The organism is Tautonia sociabilis, assembly GCF_003977685.1.
GTDB classification, from domain to species: Bacteria; Planctomycetota; Planctomycetia; order Isosphaerales; family Isosphaeraceae; genus Tautonia; species Tautonia sociabilis.
The window spans coordinates 16284-31611 of record NZ_RYZH01000041.1 but is presented as its reverse complement, the minus strand read 5'-3'; the positions used below and the strand labels follow the sequence as shown (position 1 = coordinate 31611).

Annotated in this window: 12 protein-coding genes; 7 read left to right on the top strand and 5 right to left on the bottom strand. The window is 73.6% G+C overall.

What is annotated here, in order from left to right; translation table 11 throughout:
- The first annotated feature begins 36 nt into the window (after nt 1-36).
- The 3 genes from TsocGM_RS18875 (at nt 37) to arsM (ending at nt 2514) form a co-directional block, all read left to right on the top strand.
- Nucleotides 37-432 (top strand): ArsR/SmtB family transcription factor, encoded by a 396-nt coding sequence (locus TsocGM_RS18875; protein WP_126727020.1) that lies wholly within the window; start codon nt 37-39, stop codon nt 430-432.
- 95 nt (nt 433-527) lie between these two features.
- Complete coding sequence (locus TsocGM_RS18870) at nt 528-1529, top strand: low molecular weight phosphatase family protein (protein WP_126727019.1); 1002 nt, start codon at nt 528-530, stop codon at nt 1527-1529.
- Nucleotides 1530-1551: 22 nt separating this feature from the next.
- Nucleotides 1552-2514, top strand: a complete 963-nt coding sequence (gene arsM / locus TsocGM_RS18865; protein WP_126727018.1) for an arsenite methyltransferase — start codon at nt 1552-1554, stop codon at nt 2512-2514.
- A gap of 154 nt (nt 2515-2668) precedes the next feature.
- Here arsM and TsocGM_RS18860 read toward each other — a convergent pair whose 3' ends face one another.
- Complete coding sequence (locus tag TsocGM_RS18860) at nt 2669-3241, bottom strand: carboxymuconolactone decarboxylase family protein (protein WP_199756833.1); 573 nt, start codon at nt 3239-3241, stop codon at nt 2669-2671.
- 133 nt (nt 3242-3374) lie between these two features.
- Nucleotides 3375-3902 carry a peroxiredoxin gene (locus tag TsocGM_RS18855; protein ID WP_126727017.1) on the bottom strand — a complete coding sequence of 176 codons (528 nt, stop codon included), beginning with the start codon at nt 3900-3902 and terminating at the stop codon, nt 3375-3377.
- Between the two features lie 130 nt (nt 3903-4032).
- Here TsocGM_RS18855 and TsocGM_RS18850 point away from each other — a divergent pair, with 130 nt between their 5' ends.
- The gene (locus TsocGM_RS18850) at nt 4033-4923 is read left to right on the top strand and encodes a LysR family transcriptional regulator (RefSeq protein WP_126727016.1); all 891 of its coding nucleotides are present in this window, start codon (nt 4033-4035) and stop codon (nt 4921-4923) included.
- Nucleotides 4924-4966: 43 nt separating this feature from the next.
- Here the strand turns inward: TsocGM_RS18850 and TsocGM_RS18845 are convergent, their stop codons facing one another.
- Together TsocGM_RS18845 and TsocGM_RS18840 are read right to left on the bottom strand one after the other, a co-directional pair.
- On the bottom strand, nt 4967-7114 hold the full coding sequence (locus tag TsocGM_RS18845; protein WP_126727015.1) for an FG-GAP repeat protein: 2148 nt from the start codon (nt 7112-7114) through the stop codon (nt 4967-4969).
- A 292-nt stretch (nt 7115-7406) separates the two neighbouring features.
- Nucleotides 7407-8129: a Uma2 family endonuclease gene (locus TsocGM_RS18840; RefSeq protein ID WP_126727014.1), complete on the bottom strand. Its 723-nt coding sequence runs from the start codon at nt 8127-8129 to the stop codon at nt 7407-7409.
- Between the two features lie 244 nt (nt 8130-8373).
- Between TsocGM_RS18840 and TsocGM_RS18835 the strand changes: the two genes are divergently transcribed.
- The 3 genes from TsocGM_RS18835 (at nt 8374) to TsocGM_RS18825 (ending at nt 12518) form a co-directional block, all read left to right on the top strand.
- Nucleotides 8374-10602: a BatA domain-containing protein gene (locus TsocGM_RS18835; protein WP_158633629.1), complete on the top strand. Its 2229-nt coding sequence runs from the start codon at nt 8374-8376 to the stop codon at nt 10600-10602.
- Between the two features lie 141 nt (nt 10603-10743).
- Nucleotides 10744-11583: a ThuA domain-containing protein gene (locus TsocGM_RS18830; RefSeq protein WP_126727012.1), complete on the top strand. Its 840-nt coding sequence runs from the start codon at nt 10744-10746 to the stop codon at nt 11581-11583.
- Nucleotides 11584-11795: 212 nt separating this feature from the next.
- Complete coding sequence (locus TsocGM_RS18825; protein ID WP_126727011.1) at nt 11796-12518, top strand: class I SAM-dependent methyltransferase; 723 nt, start codon at nt 11796-11798, stop codon at nt 12516-12518.
- An 89-nt stretch (nt 12519-12607) separates the two neighbouring features.
- Here the strand turns inward: TsocGM_RS18825 and TsocGM_RS18820 are convergent, their stop codons facing one another.
- Nucleotides 12608-15310 carry a hypothetical protein gene (locus TsocGM_RS18820; protein ID WP_126727010.1) on the bottom strand — a complete coding sequence of 901 codons (2703 nt, stop codon included), beginning with the start codon at nt 15308-15310 and terminating at the stop codon, nt 12608-12610.
- Between the last annotated feature and the right edge of the window lie 18 nt (nt 15311-15328).

The following is a 15328-nucleotide window of genomic DNA, read 5'->3' as shown; positions in this document are numbered from 1 at the left end:
GGCCGCTCCCCGCCTTCCGACCGAGCAAGGGCCCCGATGGACGCAACGGCCCCCCCGACCTCCCTGGCCGAGTCGACCGCCCTGATCCGGGCGTTCGCCGACCCGGTGCGCCTTCGACTTTTGAACCTGCTGGCCGGCGGCCGGGAGGTCTGCGTCTGCCACCTGCACGAGGCGCTTGCCCTGCCGCAGCCCACCGTTTCCCGGCACCTGGCCTCGCTCCGGAAGCTCGGCCTGGTCGTCGCCCGCAAGGACGGCCTCTGGGTCCACTACCGCCTGGCTCCTCCCCGATCGGACCTGCACCGGACGCTGATCGAGGGAGTCGGCGGCTGCCTGGCGGCCGTCGAGCTCCTCCGGGAAGACCGCCGACGGCTCGACCGCCTGGTCTCCTCCTGCGACCCCCGGCCGGGCGCCCCGCCCTCGGCCGGGGCTTGAAAATTCGATCGTCCGAATGTATGGTGCCTCTGGATTCGCCCGCCCGAATGTATCGGGCGTCAGGCACCATCTCCCGAGGCGGGAGCCCGCCGAAGATGCCCCGGATCGCCCCCGTCCGGACCTCCTGGCGGCTCGTTCCGATCCGGATCCCGATCGCTCCGGCGGCCTCCGGCGGCCCGGGGGACGGCCCCCTGGCCCGGGCCCTCGGGCTCGTCCGCCGGAACGGGACGGCCGAGGCGGTCCTCCCGGAGAACGTCGCCTCCGCCAAGGGCCGCCTGGCGAAGGCCCTCGGCCCCGATGGTGTTCCGACCGCCGCCGAGCCGCTCCCCCTGATCGACCGCCCGGCCTTCGACCGGCTGGCCGGGGCCGACGGCCGGATCGACGCCGGAGAGCTGGAGGCCATCGTGACCGCCGACGTTCCCGAGTCCCGAGCGCTGCTGATTCCCGCCGTCCGCGCCCACGCGGACCTGCTGACCACCTCCTTCGACCGGATCGACCCGCCCCACCGCCGCGCCGGCGGCTGGCTGGCCGACTGGATCGCCGGGCATTACGCTCCCGGCGAGCCGCTCCACGTGATCGTCATCTGCACCGGCAACAGCCGACGCAGCATGATGGGGGCGGCGATGGGCAACGTTGCCGCCTCGTATTACGGCCTGCCCGAGGTCCGGTTCCACAGCGGGGGAACCGAACCGTCGGCCTTCAATGATCGGACGGTCGCCGCGCTGCGGGAGATTGGCCTGGAGGTCGAGCCCACCGGCGTCGAGGCTCCTCGGGGAGGCTCGGGGATCCCCAATCCGATGTACTCGATCCGATGGGGCGACGCGCCGGCGATGCGGGCCCTGGAGTTCTCCAAGACCTACAACGACGCGAGCAACCCGCGGGAGGGCTTCGCCGCGGTTCTCGTCTGCGGCGAGGCCGATGAGGCCTGCCCGGTCGTGCCCGGGGCGGCCGTCCGGATCCCGATGCCCTACCTCGACCCGAAGGTCTTCGACGACACCCCGTTCGAGGCCGCCAAGTACGCCGAGCGACGCGATGACCTCGGCCGCCTCCTGCTCAGCGTGATGATGCACGTACGCAACCGGATCGACGCCCGATAACTCCATCCACCGGAGGCTGATCATGTCTCAGGACATCACCCGGGCCGTGCGGGACAAGTACGGCTCGGTGGCCGGCAGCGGCCTGTCGAGCGCCCACGAGGGGGTCCGCGCCGTGGCCGAGGCGTTCGGGTACTCGCCCGAGGAGCTGGCCTCGATCCCCGCCGAGGCCAACATGGGCCTCTCCTGCGGCAACCCGACCGCCACGGCCAACCTCCGCCCCGGCGAGGTGGTCGTCGACCTCGGCTCCGGCGGCGGGCTCGACGTGCTGCTGTCGGCGCGGAAGGTCGGGCCGACGGGCAAGGCCATCGGCATCGACATGACCCCCGAGATGATCGCGCTGGCCCGCAAGAACGCCGAGGCGGCCGGCCTGAGCAATGTCGAGTTCCACCTGGCGACCATCGACGAGCTGCCCCTGCCCGACGCCTCGGTGGATTGCGTCATCAGCAACTGCGTGATCAACCTCGCCCCGGACAAGCCGGCCGTCCTCCGCGAGATCGCCCGAGTCCTGAAGCCCGGCGGCCGGCTGGCCGTCAGCGACATCGCCTTGAAGAAGGAGTTGCCCGAGGAACTCGGCTCCGACCTGATGGCCTACGTCGGCTGCATCGCCGGCGCCGTGCTCATCGACGACTACCGCCGGATGCTGCTCGATGCCGGCTTCTCGTCCGTCGAGGTGGTCGACTCCGGCAAGGACCTGAACGCCTACGCCAAGGTCGAGAACCAGGCCGCCTGCTGCCCGCCGCCGTCCCCCTCGGCCGCGTCCCTGCCGATCGCCGGGGACGCCGGCTCCTGCTGCTCCCCCGATCCTGCCCCCGCTCCTTCCCCCGAGCCGGGCGGCCTGGCGGTGGTCGACTCGGGCTGCTGCTCCCCGACGCCGGCCGACGACGAGGACGCCGCCCTTCACGACCGCCTGGCCGACCTGCTCCGCCGCTACGACGTGAACGACTACGCGGCCAGCGTCCGCGTTTTCGCCCTCAAGCCCCGCTGATGATACCGGGGTTCACCGGCCGCCGATCCTTCGAGCCCCGGGGCGGCCGAGGGATCGGTCGTCCGGGTCGGAGTCAAGAATCAAATGGGAGGGCTCCCTCTCGGCTGCGCGTCCCGGCGAGCGGTTCGACCCCCGATCTCCGATCTCCGATCCCTCAGCCCTCGAGCTTGCTGGCCACCAGGGCCGTCTGGAAGCCTCGGACGACGGCGGCGATGCGGACGGCGTCGTGGACCTGCTCCTCGGACACGCCTTCCTTGATGAGCCCGGCCTCGTGGGCCTTGAGGCACATCTCGCAGCCGGCCAGGGCGGCGCAGGCGATCGAGGCCAGCTCAAAGGTCGCCTTGTCGGTCGCCGGCCGGGCCATGCGCCCCATGCGGAGGCCGGCCTGGCGCTGCGCGTACGACTCCTTGCCGATCATGTGGCGGAACCGGTAGTACACCGTGTTCATCGCCATGATCGCCGCCGCGGCCTTCGCGTCGGCCACCGCCGAGTCGTCCAGGTGCTCCTTGCCGTCCTCTCGGATCGCCCCGGCCAGCTCCTCGTCGTTCAGGAACAGGGCCGAGGTCAACGCCACCGAGTACCGCTGCCTTGCGTCCAGGCTCCCGCTGCTCAGCACGTTGCCGAGGTTCAGGCGCAGGTCCTTCGTGTCGTCGACCAGCGACTCTTTCAGCGTATCCAGCGCAGACATGTTCGATTCCCTGGCGATGATCGGTGGAGGGGTGGACATCCGGCCGGTTCCGGCCGTGGTCGCCGGGTGGGGCGGGGCGGTGCGGGGCAGGGCGGGAGCGGGGGAGCGCAGTCGGCCTCCCGTCGCCCGCCCTCGGCCGTCCGACGCCCCGCCCGGGGATCGGGGAGGCCGGTCAGACCTTGATCGTCTCCTCGCCCTTGTGCCAGTTGCACGGGCAGAGCTCTCCCGACTGCAAGGCGTCGAGGACCCGGATGACCTCGTCGACGTTGCGGCCGACGGACAGGCCGTTGGCGGTGGCGAACTGGATCGTGCCCTGGGGATCCACGATGAAGGTGGCCCGCAGGCAGACTCCCTCCTCGGGATGGAGGATGCCCAGGTCCGAGGCCAGCTTCTGAGCGGCGATCAGCGGGTACTTCAGCCCCTTCAGGTCCTCGTGCGACTGGCACCAGGCCAGGTGGCTGAACTCGTTGTCCGTGCTGCCGCCGACGACCATCGCGTCGCGGTCCTTGAAGTCGCCGAGCCGCTTGTTGAACTCGGCGATTTCCGTCGGGCAGACGAACGTGAAGTCCTTCGGGTAGAAGAAGTAGACGACCCACTGCCCCTGGTAGGTGTCATTGTCGATCGTCGTCAGGCTGTCCTTCGAAGCACCCACGCAGGCGTTCGAGCGGAACTTCGGGAACGAATCGCCGACGGTCAGCACGGCAAGCTCCTGGACTTCTCGGATCGAAACACCGGCCCGCGGCGCTCGACGGGCCGCCACCCCCCATTTGTAGAAGAACGGCCGTGATAAGTCGAATGAATTTCGACGATCGATCGAATAAGCTATTGGAATGGACCTCACGCAACTCCGCTCGTTCCTGAAGATCGCCGAGCTGGGCAGCTTCACGAAGGCGGCCGAGGAGATTGGCGTCTCGCAGCCGGCCCTGAGCCAGCAGGTGGCCCGCCTGGAGGCGGAGCTGGGCCGCCCGGTGTTCGACCGCTCGGGCCGGGCGGTTCGGCTGACCGAGGCCGGCCGGCTGCTGCGGGAGCGGGCCTCCCGGATCGTGGCGCTGGCCGACGACGCCCGCCGAGAGCTGCTCGACGACGGCCGGGCCGGCCTGGTGGTGGTGGCGGCCATCCCGACGATCGCTCCGTTTCTGCTCCCTCCGGTCCTGCGGGCGTACCGAGGGGAATACCCCGGGGCCTCGGTGCGGGTGGACGAGGAGGTGACCGGGTCGCTGCTCCGACGCTGCCGCCGCGGCGAGCTGGACGTCGGCGTGCTTGCCCTGCCGGCCGACGCGCCGCCGGGCCTGGCCGTCGAGCCGCTCTTTGACGAGGAGCTGGTGCTCGCCCTGCCCGTCGGGCACCCGCTGGCGGAGCGGGACGCCGTGCCGCTGGAGGCGGTCCGGGGAGAGCCGTTCGTCCTGCTCGGCGAGGGGCACTGCCTCTCCGACCAGATCCGCAGCTTCTGCCAGCAGCGCGCCGTGCCGCCCGTCGCCACCGGCCGGGCGGGCCAGCTGGCGACGGTGCAGGAGCTTGTCGCCCTGGGCCACGGCATCTCGTTCGTCCCCGAGATGGCCCGGCGGGTCGACGCCAGCCCGCACCGGGTCTACCGGCCCCTGCTCGGCGACCGCCCCCGCCGGACCATCGCCGCCTGCTGGAACCCGGATCGCTACCAGACCCGCCTGGCGAGGGCCTTCCTGGAGGTCCTCCGCTCCTACCGGCCCGACGTCCCGTCCTGATCGCCGCCGTCTCCTGTCCGGCGGCCCCCCGAGGGCTCCGGGATCACGCGAGGATCGGCAGCACGGCGTCGCCGCCGGGCAGGCCGTCGCGGTCGCCGTCGAGGGGGTTGCCGGCGGGGTCGGTCAGGGCGGTCGAGCCTTCTCCAGGGAGGACCACCCGCCAGTTGGGGCCGGGCTGGAGGCCGGACCGGAGCCGAAGGGTGAGCCGGAGCGTCGCGACGTCGAACGAGGCCGAGACGAACGGCGAGGGGACCGCCTCGAAGGAATCTCCCCGAGGGCGGAGCAGGGTGTACCGGGAGGGGTCGTTGGCGCCGACCAGATCGATCCCCTCGTTGAAGTCGACCACCACGGCCAGGCTGCCCGAGAACCCCTGAAGGGACGCGGAGCGGGCCTCGGGGGGGCTCGAGTCGGCCGGGGTGGGAGGCAGGGAGACGCGGTAGCCGTACACGTCGGCCAGCAGTTGCAGGTCCAGGGGGCTGGGCAGGGCCCGGGTGCCGATCAGCCCCTCGGGGGAGAGCAGGTCGTAGGCGTGGACGGTCGGGTCGAGGTGGTCCAGGCCCGGCGAGAGCACGGCCTGGACGCCGCTCGGCCCGGTGTAGACGTACCCGCCGCCGCCGGGCAGGGGGGAGAGCCGGTCGGAAGCGTTCTCGGCGAACCCGATGCCCAAGCCCAGCGCGTGTCCCAGCTCGTGGGAGACGGTCGAGAGAAAGTCGTACCGGCCCTCCGGCCCTCCGACGAGGAAGGTGGAGGCGGCCGCGATCGGGAACTCCGCGTGGTCGGCCGGAGTGGGGTCGATGTACCAGCCCTGGCCGCCGCCGTCGGCGTCGAGCCGGATGGTCGCCTCGATGGTCCCCTCGGCGTCGAACCGGACGGTCGACAGGCCGAGCGTGTCTCCCATGTCCAGGCCCGAGAAGGAGCCCCCCTCGAAGGTGACGCGCAGGGTGTTGTCCGGCCGGTTGTTGTCCAGGATCAACCCCTCCCAGAGGTCGATCGCCTGGTCGATCACCGCCCGCTCGGCCGCCGAGAAGTGGTCGGTGGCCGTCCCCCGGTTCACCCACTCGATCCGGAACGGAGGCCGGCCGGGGTCGGGATCCGGGTTCGGATCCGGGTCGGGCTCGGGGTTCGGGTCGGGCTCGGCAGCCGCCGGGACCGCCGCCCGGGGCAACCCGACCGCGTCCGGCCCCCCTCGGGGCAACGCGATCGCCCCCTGGGTCGAGGAGAGGACCACGGCGAACCGGCTGTGCCCCTCGACCGGGCTATAGCCGAAGACGGCCAGGTCGGTGATGCGGTCGCCGTCCAAATCCAGCGGCACCGGCCGGTCGTCGAAGCCGCCGAAGGGGATCGACTGGCCCGGCCCTCCCCCCGAGGGGAGGATGGCGAAGCGGCGGAACTGCTCCTGGGTGCTGAAGCCGGCCACGGCGATGTCATCCCGGCCGTCGCCGTCGAAGTCTCCCACCGCGGGCACGTCCCCCAGGCCGCCGAAGGGGACGACGATCGTGCCGGTCGGGAACTCGGCGCTCGGGCCGGCGGAGAGCCGGATCAAAAACCGGCTGAACGGGTCGCCGCCGCTGGGGCCGTAGACGCCGAAGTCGGTGCGGCCGTCGCCGTCGAAGTCCCCCACGATCGGCCCGTCGTCCGGCCCGCCGAAGGGGAGCGTCACCACGCCGGCGGGGAACTCGGCGTTCGGGCCCCCGGAGAGGATCGCCGCGAACCGAGAGACGCCGTTGTCCGGGCTGTAGCCGAAGACGGCCAGGTCGGTCGTGCCGTCGCCGTCGAAGTCGGCCGCCACCGGCAGGTCGTCCACGCCGCCGAAGCCCCGGAGGTAGGCCGATCCCCCCCCCGAGGGCAAGATGCCGAACCGGCTGAAGCCGTCCAGCGGGCTGAAGCCGTAGACGGCGATGTCGTCGCGGCCGTCGCCGTCGAAGTCCCCCACGATCGGCCCGTCGTCCGGCCCGCCGAAGCTCGCCTCCAGCCGGCCGAGGCGCGACCGGTCGACCGAGAACACCCCCGCCCCCGTCGCCGGATCCGTCTCGAAGATCGCGAAGTCCGACTTGCCGTCGCCGTCGTAGTCCGCCGGGGCGATCGTCGCCCGCAGCGCCTTGGCCTCCAGCGGCTCCGCCCCGGGCGGAGACGACCGCCGGGACCGCCTCCGGGGGGCCGATCGCGGGCGTCTCCAGGGGTCGGGCGTCATCGGCTCGCGGCTCCAGAGGGGCAGACGGGATCGATTGATTTCACCCAATTGTGCATGTCCAGTCAACCCGTCGACCGCCGGTGCCCCCGGGAATCATCGGCCGCATCCCCCGGCCCGGGAGAGCGATTTGCGGGGGGCGATCGCGGTCCCTCGATCGGGAGAGGCTACTCGGAGGAGGGCGAGGGCGGCGATCGGGGGGAGAGCGGGACGGGAGCCGGTCGTCGCGGGCCGACCTTGACCGAAGGCGACGACCGAAGGCGACGGGCTCGATCGCCCCCTGGGCCCGTTCCGATCAGGCTCCGCCCCGGCCCAGCGTCCGTCTCAGTTCCTCCAGTTCCCGGCGAAGCCGATCGTTCTCCGCCTCGGCCTCGGCGGCCCTCGCCTCCGCCTCGGCTCGCTTGCGATCGGCCTCGAGCCGGTGCCGGTGCTCCTCCTCGGCCCGCTCTCGGGGGGTCAGCAGTCGGAGGCCGGTGGCGGGGTCGATCAGGTGGAGGTGGGCGCCGTCGCGTTCCAGCAGCAGCCCGAGCGCGGCGCTGGGCAGGCGGCCGTTGACGGGATCGATCGGGACATAGGCCCCGTCGACGAGCCGATGGCCCTGGAAGGGGGGCTTCAGGTCGTCCTCGGTCGGGTCGATCTGGAAGTACTCGGGGACGCGGAGCACGTCCTGGTAGAGGGTCCGTTTCTTTGTCTGGTCCTCGCGTCGGGTGGTCTTGGAGGTGACCTCGATGACCACGTCGGGCCCCTTCCCCTCCAGCCAGAGCAGGTCGTGGTCCCGGGCTCGCTTCGGGATGCCGAAGGTGACGAAGACGTCCGGCGCGACGTGCCGGCGTTTGTTCCCCTCCTCGTAGAACAGGAGCAGGTCTCCCGAGACATAGACCCCCGGGTCGTCGGCGTACCGTTCCTCCAGCGTCTCGATGAGATCCATCATGAGCCGGCGGTGCCGGTCGGTCTCGGCCATCGGCTTGCCGTCGGAGGTCGGGTAGTCGATCGGCCGGAGTCGGGGGGAGGTGGCCATGCTCGGGGCTCCTCGGGCCGAGATCGGGAGAGCGGGGCGGTCGCGATGATCGCTTGCTTGCGGCCCGTCGGAGGAGGGCCGTAGGATGGTGGACCGGACGGGATTGATCGTCAATCGTAGCAGATCCCCCGGATCCGGACAGCCGAGCCGAATCGAGCCGAGCCCTCCCGCCCCCGATGCCCCCCGCTCCCGCCCCCCTCAGCCCGAACCGGCCCCGCGGCGCCCTCCCGACGGGGGCCCTCGCGTGAGCTTCGCCAACGCCGCGATGCTGCTGGGCCTGCTCGGGGTGGCCTTGCCGGTGCTGATCCACCTGCTGAGCCGGCGTCGGGTTCCCACCGTCCCCTGGGGGGCGATGCAGTTCCTCGAGCTGGGCAGGAGGGCTCGGACCCGGATCCGGCTGGCCGAGTGGCTGCTGCTGGCGGCCCGGATGCTGCTGCTGGCGGTGGTCGCCCTGGCGGCGGCTCGGCCGATCTGGTCGGCTGGCCCGTCCCCGGGCGCCGACGGGGAGGGCAGGGGGGCGAGGGATGTGGTGCTCGTCGTCGACGGCTCCGCCGGCATGGCGAGGAGAGGAGGAGGCACCTCCCCGGCGGAGCAGGCGGGACGGTGGGCCTCGGCCTTCCTCGACGCCCTCGGCCCCGGCGACCGCGTCGCCCTGGTCCGAGCCGGCGAGCGCCCCCGCCCCGTGCTCGACCCGCCGAGCGTCGACCCCGACCGCCTCCGAGCGGCCCTCGACGCCCTGCCGCCCCCTGCCGGCTCGGGGGACCTGCCGGCGGCCCTGGCGGAGGCGTTCCGCATCCTGGAGCAGGGGGGCCGGAACCCGACCGCCGAGGTCGTCGTGCTGACCGACGGCTCCCGAGGCCCCTGGACGCCCGACGACCTCGGCCGCTGGCGGCTGCTCCGGGAGCTGTTCGACCGCCTCCCCAGGCCGACCCGGATCGCCGTCGAAGCGTTCCCGGTCGCTCCCGACGCCGGGGCGAGCGACGGCATGGTGCTCGACGTCCGGGCGTCTCGCCCCCTGGTGGCGCCGGGGGGGACGATCGTCGTCTCGGCCTCGATCCGGAACCTCGGCCCGGCTCCGCTGGATCGGCCCGTGGAGCTGCTGATCGACGGGGTCCCCGCTCCCGGCTCGACCCGGGCCGTCGGCCCGCTGCCCCCGGGAGGGACGGCGGCGGTCGAGTTCCGGGCGACCCTGAGGGATCGGGGATCGCACGCGGTCGCCGTCCGGCTCGTTCCCGGATCCGCCCCGGATCCGCTCTCCTCGAACGACGAGGCGGCCGCCGTCGTCGCGGTGGCCGAGGCGCTGCCCGTGCTGCTGGTCGACGGCGAGCCGGGGCTGGAGCCGATGACCGGAGAGGTCGACTTTCTCCGGGCCGCCCTGGCCCCCCGAGGCGAGGAGAGCCCCCAGGTCCGCGCCGAGGTCGTCCCGGCCGAGGGGCTTGACGCCAAAGCGCTCTCGGGCTGCCGGGTGCTTGTGCTCGCGAACGTCGATCGGTTGGCTCCCGCCCAGCTCGATGCCGTCTCCGCGTTCCTCGACCGAGGAGGCGGGGTGCTCGTCCTGCCGGGCGACCGGACCCGGGCCGACTCCTGGAACGCCGATGCCTACCGGGGAGGCCTCGGCTGGCTCCCCGCCCGACTCGGGCCGACCCGGGGCCGGTTCCTCGGGCGGGAGGCGGTCGCCCGACCCTCTCCGGCCAGCTTCTCCGGCGCGGTGCTCGGGCCGCTTGGCCGGGGAGAGTCGCCCCCCCTCGGCTCGGCCTCGCTGTTCTCCTACGTCACGCTGGAGCCCGCCGAGGCCGACGGCCGCCCTCCCGCCTCGGTCGCCGGCCGGCTCGACACCGGGGATCCCTGGCTCGTCGAGCGTCCCGCCGGCGCCGGCCGGGTCGCCGTGCTCGCCGGCCCGCTCGACGCCGAGGGGGGCACGCTGCCGGCCAATCCGGACTTCGTCCCGTTCGTCCACCGGCTCGTCTCCCGGCTGGCCGACCCCGATCCCGGCGCTCGGGCCTCCCGAGCCGGCGAGCCGATCCTCGTGCCGATCGACCCCGCCCCCCCGGCCGACCTCGCCTCGGTCCCCGTGCGCACCCCCTCCGGCCGGGTCGCCGCCGCCCCGATCGACCGAGCGGTCGATCCGGGAGCCCCCCCCGCCTTCGCCCGGCTCGACGACCCCGACGAGCCCGGCCTCTACCGCTTCGACCTGCCCGGCGGCCCCTCCTACCGCCTTGTCTCCGGCGCCGACGCCCAGGCTCGGGACGACGCCCCGCTCTCCCCCTCCGACCGCCAGGCCCTGGCCGACGGCTGGCCCCTGGCCTTCTCCGGCGAGCTCGCCGGGGACGCCCCCGTCCCCTCGGCCCGCCCCCTCTGGCGGGCGCTGCTCCTGGCCGCCCTGGCCGGGCTCTGCCTGGAGGTCTGGCTCACGAACCGCCTTGCCCTCCGCCGCGGCTCGCCGGTTTCCTCGATGGAACCGGCCGGCGGCTGACGCTCGGCCCCCGTCTCGGGATCGATCTGCCCGGGTACCCGGCCGTTGCGGGGTGGGGAGCGTCGGGGCAGAATCCGGGAGCGGGGGGCGCCCGAGGGGCGCTCCCGATCGACCGAGCGGCGACCCTCCCGGGAGACGACCATGACCCGACACCCCGCGATCGCTCCGGCCCTCGTTTTCACCCTGGCCCTGGCCCTGGCCTCGGGGGAGGCCTCCCCGGCCCTCGCCCGGCAGGATCCGGGGGCGACGAAGATCCTGCTCATCGGCAAGGACCGCGACCACCCGCCCGCGACCCACGAATACATGGCCGAGTGCGCCCTGTTGAAGACCTGCCTGGAGCAGACCCCCGGCGTCGAGGCGGTCGTCTCGAACGGCTGGCCGACCGCCCCCGAGGCCGTCGAGGGGGTCGACGCGATCGTCCTTTACACCGCCAATGGCGGCGACGTGCTGCTCGACCCCTCCCACCGAGAGCAGGCCGAGCGGCTGGCGGCCGACGGCGTCGGCCTCGTCGCGCTGCACTGGGGCACCGGGGCGAGTGCCGGGAACGGCCCGAGGTACCTGGAGCTCATGGGGGGCTGGTTCAGCCGGGAGATCGGCTCCGAGATCCCCGTGGTCGACTCGGCCATCCGCCCGGCCGACCCCTCCCACCCGATCGCCCGGGGCTGGGAGGCCACTCCCATGAGGGATGAATATTACATCAAGCTCAAGCATCTGGACGAGGCCCGGCCCGTCATCCTCGCCGAGGTCCAGGGGACCGACGCCCCCGTCGGCTGGATCTACGAGCGCCCCGGCGGCGGCCGGTCGTTCGGCTACGTCTGCGGCCACTTCCACCACTGCTTCGCGATCCCCGCCTTCCGCCGATCGGTCGTCAACGGCATCCTCTGGGCCGCTGGCCTCGAGGTCCCCGAGGGGGGAGCCCCCGTCGAGGCCAGCGAGGCCGACCTCACCCTTCCCCCCGACCCCCGAGTCCCCGGCCGCTGACCGCCCCCTCTCCCAGACCGGCCGAGCGGCCCCGGGGCCGCTCGGCGATCGCCTTGACCGCCGTCCGGCGCCGGGTTAGCATCCGCCCGCGTCTCGTTCCGAGAAGCAACGAATTTCGTCGTTCTTGTCGGCCATCCCTCCCCGAGACTCCCCTCCCCGAGCCGAGGCCGATCCCGGATCGCGTCCGTCCCCGAATCGGAGGGAGCCCGCCGATGGAATCGACCGCCGCCCTGCCCGAGCAGATCCGACGGATCCACTGGTGGTACGCCATGGACCTGGGCGACGGCATCCGCACGCCCGGCGTGGTCGACGCCGAGCGCCGGGCCGAGGAGGTGGGCCTGCCGGCCGACCTGACGGGCAAGCGGGTGCTGGACATCGGCACCTGGGACGGCTTCATGGCCTTCGAGGCCGAGCGCCGAGGGGCTTCCCGGGTCGTGGCGATGGACCACGTTGTCTGGAACGACCCGGTCGTCGGCAAGGCCGGCTTCGAGCTGGCCCGCGCCGCGTTCGGCTCGACGCTCGTCGAGGACGTCGACTGCGACGTCTACGACCTGACCCCCGAGGCCGTGGGCGGCACCTTCGACCTGGTCCTCTTCCTCGGCGTGCTCTACCACGTCCAGGATCCGGTCTACGTCCTGAAGCGCGTGGCCGCGGTGGCTGAGAATCACCTGATCCTGGAGACGCACGTCGACCTGGTCGAGTGCGACCGGCCCGCCATCGCCTACTATCCCGGCACCGAGTGCGCCAACGACCTCTCCAACTGGGTCGGCCCGAACCCCCCGGCCGTTGAGGCGATGCTCCGCACGGTCGGCTTCTCCCGGGTCGAGCGCGGCTGGTCCGACATCCGCTCCTCCCCCCGCCGGCCCTGGAGCTACGACGTCGTCGGCTCCGGCCGCAGCCGGTACGGCCGCATGGTCTTCCACGCCTGGAAGTGAGGCCGGCGTTCTTCACCGATCGCCTCGCCGCCGGCCCGGGTCTCCCCCGCCCCAGAACGAGGGGCACGCCGGGCTTCTGGTCGGCGGGGTCAGGGGGCCTCGGAGAGGGAGACGAGCAGGTCGTCGGCCGAGGCGTCGATGACGGCGCCGGCTCGGAGGTCGAAGGCGAGCTCGAAGACGAGGGCCCGGGTGCCGGCCGGGACGGGGCCGGCCCCGGAGACGGGGGCCATCAGCGGGAGGTCGGGGGGGCCGGACTGGAGCATCCCGTCGTCAATCGGGCCCAGGGTCATCGCGGTACCGGGCCGCTCGTCGCCGTTGGCGTCGAGGAAGCGGACGGTGAAGGTCGAGCGGTCGTTGGGGGAGAACGACCGGGTCTGGTCCCGGCCGCCGAGCCAGGCCGACGCCTCGACCCGGATCCGGCCGGCGTCGATGCGATCGGCCAGGACGGAGACGTCGACGGCCTGCCGGAGCAGCGTCCGGACGCCGTCCCGGTCTTCCGGCAGGCCGCCGAGGAAGGAGAAGGCGCCCAGGTCGGGGGGCGCTCCCACGGCGATCGGCTGGATCGGGTCCTCCGCCAGCGACCTGGCGGCGACGAATCCGAGCCGCTCCCAGCCCTCGAAGTCGACCGAGCCGCTCGGGGAGGTCGCGTCGTCGAGGGGGGTGAACCGCTCGGCGCCGGGGTTGAGCACCAGGTTCGGGCCGAGCAGCTCGGCGACGGTCGCCGGCCTCGGCTCCGGAGGGGCCTCGAACCGGGCCGGCTCGGGGCCGGCCGGCCGGCCCGTCACGATCGGCTCCGGCAGCGAGCCGACCCGGGAGGAACCCGAGGCCGACACCGACGCCGGCCCCCCCGCGCCCTTCCCTCCGGGACGGGAGGTCTTCCCGACGGCCTCCTCCGGGCCGGTCGAGCCGGTCGCATTCCCCCGGATCAGGCCGAAGACGGCCGAGGAGCCCGCCAGCAGCGCCCCCAGGGCGAGGACCGTCCAGCCGGCCGCCCGGCGACGGCGGCGGGAGGCCCTCGCCTCGGCCCGGCGCTGGAGCCCCGGCCGTCTCGGCAGGGGGGCCTTCTCCGAAGCCGTCGGGGCTGGCCGGCCTCCCTCGGGCGGGGCCGGGCTCGGCCTCGGCCTTGGCCTCGGGACGGTGACGACCAGCTCCTCTCGGAACGGGGAGGGGAACTCCACCGTCTCGTCCTGGCCCTCGGGGAGAACGGCCCCCGGCCCCGGCCTGCCCGGAACCCCGGGGATCGCTCCGGGGGAGATCGCCGGGCCGACAGCCGCCGGCTCGTCCCCGAGTTCCGTGGGAGGAGCCTCGACCTCCCACTCCGACGCTCCCATCGGCGACCACCCGGAGTCGAATTCCGGTCCCGGGGCCGAGTCGGGCGCCGCCTCGGGAGTCCGCCGGTCGGCCTCGTTCTCCCCCGTCGGGGAGTCGGCCGGTTCGAACTCGACCGGAAGCGACTCCCACGCGGCCGAAACCCCGGCCATTCCCATCGTGGGAGGGTCCTCCCGGTGTCCGGGATCGGGCTCGGGATCGGGATCGGGATCGGGGGAGGGATCGGGCTCGGGGGGAACGGGGGGCGGTTGGACGAAGGTTTCGTCGGTTTCCAGGGGGTCGGCCGTCGGGCCCTCGGCGGTCGGCTCGAAGGCCGTCGGGCCCTCGGGGTCGGGACCGGGGCTGGCGACGAGGGTTGGGCCGGTCGGCTGGGACTCCTCCGCAGGGGGACGCTCGGCGGCTGGGGACGGCTCGACGCCGGGGGAGCGGTCCTCGATCCCCTCCGGCTCGGCCGGGGAGAGCGTCGGGTCGTACTGCGTCGGCCCTTCGGGGTCGGAGAAGAAGCCCTCGGGAGTCCTCGACCCGGGGTCGGGCCGGGGTTCCTCCTCGGCCTCCGGGACCCAGGGAGGATGAGGAAAGGGCGCCGGGCCGATGATGGTCGCCCCGGCCTCCTCGGCGTCGGCGTTGGCGTTGGCGTTAGCGTTAGCGTCGGCGACGTTCCCGGGGGGAGGAGGTTCGATTCCGAGGGCCTCGCCCCGATCCGGCTCGACGGCGGGCAAGAGGGTATCCCGATCGTCCGTCCCGGTGCCCGGGTCCGGTCCCGGCGGGGGCCCGAGCGGCTCCGGGGCGATCGGCGTCGAAGGGGGCCAGGGGGCCTCCCGGTCCTCGGCCGGGGAGGCCGGCTCGGCCGGGGAGGCTCCGGGGCCGGGCAGGGGCTCCCAGGGGTCTCCCAGGTCGGCGGGGGGGGGCATCTCCGGCCAGGCTCGGGAAGGCGACCCGGCCGGGCCCGGCTCGGGCCAGGGGGGAGGCTCCGAAGCGGGGGCGATCGGGGGGAGGGGAGCCTCGTCGGGCAGGGGGGCGAACCCGGTCCCGAAGACCTCGTCCCCCAGGCGTCGAAGCTCCTCGGGGATCGGCCAGCCCTGGGTGGTTGGGTCCCCGGTCGACTCCCTGGGCCTCCACTCCGACTCGCCCTCCCCCTCGGCCGGGCTCGGGACCGAGGCCGGGGCCGTCGGGAACTCCTCGGCCTCCTCCGGGGGAGGGGCCGCCCATCCTTCCTCGTCCGGGGGAGCGGCCGGCTCTCCCGGGAATGCCCCCGACTCGACCGCCGACGGCCCCGGATCGCTCGTCGGCTCGTCCGAGAACGGGCTCGGGATCGGGATCGGAGCGGGCGGAAGTCCCTCGGGATCGTCGGGAATCGGGATGCGCACCTTGGTCTTGCAGATCGGGCATCGGACGCGCTGTCCCGCGAAGTGGTCCGGCGCCTTCAACTTCTGGCCGCACTGGCAACGGACCCTGATGGGCATCTCCGCCTCCCCTCGCCC